Source organism: Edwardsiella hoshinae NBRC 105699 = ATCC 33379, assembly GCF_000474215.1.
Lineage (GTDB): Bacteria > Pseudomonadota > Gammaproteobacteria > Enterobacterales > Enterobacteriaceae > Edwardsiella > Edwardsiella hoshinae.
Genome location: NZ_BAUC01000079.1, coordinates 1 through 2,077, shown reverse-complemented (window position 1 = coordinate 2,077; position 2,077 = coordinate 1). Strand labels below are relative to the sequence as shown.

The following is a 2,077-nucleotide window of genomic DNA, read 5'->3' as shown; positions in this document are numbered from 1 at the left end:
CCCCGCTCAGATCCAGCCCTATCACCTCCACACTGGCGTTGCCGCTGTCCTTGACGACAGCCCCCGTCATCGTCAGGACCGCATCACTTGCCGACAGGTTCAGGGTGGCGTTACGGCCATCGATCCCCCAGACAGCGCTGTTCCCCTCACGGCTCACGCTGCCATTGACCGTCAGGTTACCCTGTGTGACGTTGAGGGTACCGTTCAGCTTCACCCCTACGCCATTGCGCGCCGACGTCCCGCTAAGATAGGTGCCCTGTTGCGCGGTGAGCGTAACGCCGTCCAGCGTCAGGGCATTGCCGGCGGCACGATAGTGCTCGCCGCCAGCCTGGACCGTAACCTGGCCGGTCGCCGCCGTTAGGCTCCCCCCATTAAGGGTGATGCTGCCGTTGGCGCGTAGGCTGACATTGCCGCTACTGGCCGTAAGCTGGCTATTCTGGAGGATCAGCGAGGCATGATTGACGCCCGTTAGGCTGACACTGCTGCCCGTCAGGTTGCTGCGGGTCAGGTTGACGCCCGTCAGTTGGATAGCCCCCGCCGTCGTGGCGTTAATATCGCTGACGGTGAGTCCCCAGAGGCCGGATTTACCCGCCGCCGCCGCCGCAACCTGGCTCGCATCAAAATGCCAGCCGGTGGTGGTGTTTAGCCCCATCGCGTCCCAGTCGCTTTCTTCGGGACGAACCCACACCGCGGTGTCGTTGTCGATCCCGGCTTGCTGGAGACGCTGGAAGGCGCTATAGCTCAGCCCCCCGTTGATATTGAGGGTGTTAGTGACGTTCGCCGCACTGCCTTGTGAGCTGAGCGTCAGGTTAGCGCCACGGGCGAGCCCCCCGTTCAGGGTGACGTTATTCAGGGCGAAGCCCTCACCGGCGGCGCTACTGCCCTGTAGCGCGGCTTGGCTGGCATTGAGGGTGGCGTCGCGTAACATAAGCCCCTGGCCCGCCTGATTGGCGGCGGCGTTGAGCGTAATCTGCGTCGCCGTCAGATTGGCGTTGACGGCGCTCAGCCCGGCGTTGGCCGTGAGACTGCTGCCGTTCAGCGTCAGGCTGTGGTTGGCCGTCAGGTTACTGTTGGCCGCCGCCGTCCCGTTCAGGAAGATCCCGCTGCGCGTGTTGCTAATGGTGAGATTGCCGCCGGCGTTCAGCATATTGCGTCCACGCAGTTCAAGTTGGGCCGTCTGGCTGTCGGCGGCGCTAAGGCCGACAATCCGCAGATCCTGCGCGGCCCTCAGGGTAGCGTTAGTCAAGTAGACCGGTAGCTGCCGGGCATTCGCCCCCTGTTGCGTGCCCGTTAAAGTTAGGGTCGTGGCGGTCAGGCAACTGTTATTCACCTCTAGCAGGCTGCCGCCATTGCGTACCGTATCCCGCAGTGCGGCGACGGTCATGTCCACATTCGGGTTGATGGCATTAATGCGGATGGCGCCGCGCGCGGCATCTAGGATGCTATCGGCAAGTTTCACCGTCAGCGCCGCCCCATGACTGGCTCGGCTGGCGTTGGGGGGCCGTTGAGCCAGGGTGATCGCCCCGTCGCTCGCGTTCAGCGTCGCATTATTCAGGGTGATGATGGCGCTGTCGCGGCCGGCGGCCAGCAGCGTGAGCTCGCGCGTATCGACGAGGCGCTGATTGCTGAGGCTGATATTGCCGCCGGCCTGCAAGGTGACCTGGCCGGCCGTTGCCGTGACCGTCCCCCCGCTGAGGTTGATATTACGCTCGGCGCGCAGGCTGACATTCCCCGCATTGGCACTGAGGTTGCTATTCTGGAGGCGCAGCGACGCGGAGCCCGCCGCCAGGTCGATATCGCCGCCGGAGGCGTGCAGGGTGCTATTTTGCAGGGTTAGGGGGAGACGATTGTCGCCGCTTAAGGTGACGCTGCGGGCCGTTAGGTTGCTGTCGGCCAAACCGACGCCACCCAGCCAGATCGCCCCCGTCGTCGTGACGTTAAGCGCACTGAATACCACTCCCCAGCGTCCCGCTTTACCCGCCGCCGCCGCGCCCAAGGCGCGGCCATCGAAGATCCAGCCGGTCGTGGCGTTTAACCCCATCGCGGCCAAATCAGTGGTATCCGGCGTTACCATCAA

Annotated in this window: 1 protein-coding gene; it reads right to left on the bottom strand. The window is 64.2% G+C overall.

What is annotated here, in order from left to right; genetic code table 11:
* A partial coding sequence (locus EHO01S_RS19090) for a hypothetical protein (protein ID WP_035370983.1) occupies positions 1–2,077 on the bottom strand: 2,077 nt, incomplete at both ends.